Here is a 1,064-nt window from a genome sequence, read left to right as displayed (position 1 = left end):
TGTACTGACCCGTGAGGTTGGGGACGCGGCTGGCGGGTGGCTTGCCTGCGAGTGCGGTGTGTCCGCGGTGGTGATTGTAGGTGTGGAGCCACTCGGGGTAGGCGTCGCGGCGTTCCTGTTCGGTGCGGTAGGGCCTGGCGTAGGCCCATTCGTCGAGCAGGGTGCGGTTGAAGCGCTCCACCTTGCCGTTGGTCTGCGGTCGGTAGGGCCGGGTTCGTTTGTGCGCGATGCCCTCGGCGGCGAGGGCATCGCGCCAGGCATGCGACTTGTAGCAGGAGCCGTTGTCGGTCAGCACGCGCCGGACGGTGATCCCGGCCCCGGCGAAGAACGCGTTCGCCCGGGTCCAGAAGGCGGTGGCGGTCTCCTTGCGCTCGTCGGGCAGGATCTCGCTGTAGGCCAGGCGGGAGTGGTCGTCGACGGCGTTGTGGAGGTAGCTGTAGCCGACTTTGGAGCTGTTCTTCTTCCCGGCGGGACGGCCCAGCGCCCGGTGGCCGCCGCCGTCGGGGATGTTGCCGAGCTTCTTGATGTCGACGTGGACCAACTCGCCTGGCGCGCAGTGCTCGTAGCGGCGCACGACGCGGCCGGTGGCGCGGTCGAGGTGGGTCAGTCGGGCGAGGCGGTAGCGGGTCAGGACGCGGTGCACGGTGGCGGGGTTGAGCTTCAGCAGGTAGGCGATGCGGGCGGGCCCCCAGCGTCGCAGGACGCGGACCTTGATGATCCGGCGCTCGGTGCGGGTCGGGGTGCGGCGCGGGCTGTGGTGCGGGCGGCTGGAGCGGTCGCTCATGCCGGCCTCGCCGAGAGCGCGGTAGCGGTCCGCCCAGCGCTTGGCCGTGGTGGGCGAGACCTGGAAGCGCTCGGCGGCCCTGCGCAGGGGCCAGCCGTCCTCGACCACGCAGCGGGCCAGGCGCAGGCGTCCGGTCTCGGTCAGCGGTGCGTTACGGTGTGGCATGAGGGCCTTTCTGGTGCCGGTGCAGATGTCGCAATCCACACCGAGCCAGAAGGCCCTCACTCATTTCAAGATCACCCGCCCGTGAACCCCGTCACCAACCTCCGTGGTCAGTACA

The 1,064-nt window shown here is 70.1% G+C and carries 1 protein-coding gene; it reads right to left on the bottom strand.

Annotation, left to right across the window (positions count from 1 at the left end):
* On the bottom strand, positions 1 to 949 hold a 949-nt coding region (locus ACFRMQ_RS40950; protein WP_380736029.1), incomplete at its 3' end, for an IS481 family transposase.
* Positions 950 to 1,064 lie beyond the last annotated feature (115 nt).

The organism is Kitasatospora sp. NPDC056783 (assembly GCF_042789895.1).
In the GTDB taxonomy this organism is placed as follows: domain Bacteria; phylum Actinomycetota; class Actinomycetes; order Streptomycetales; family Streptomycetaceae; genus Kitasatospora.
The sequence above is the reverse complement of the archived record's forward strand: the minus strand, read 5'-3'. Positions and strand labels throughout refer to the sequence as shown.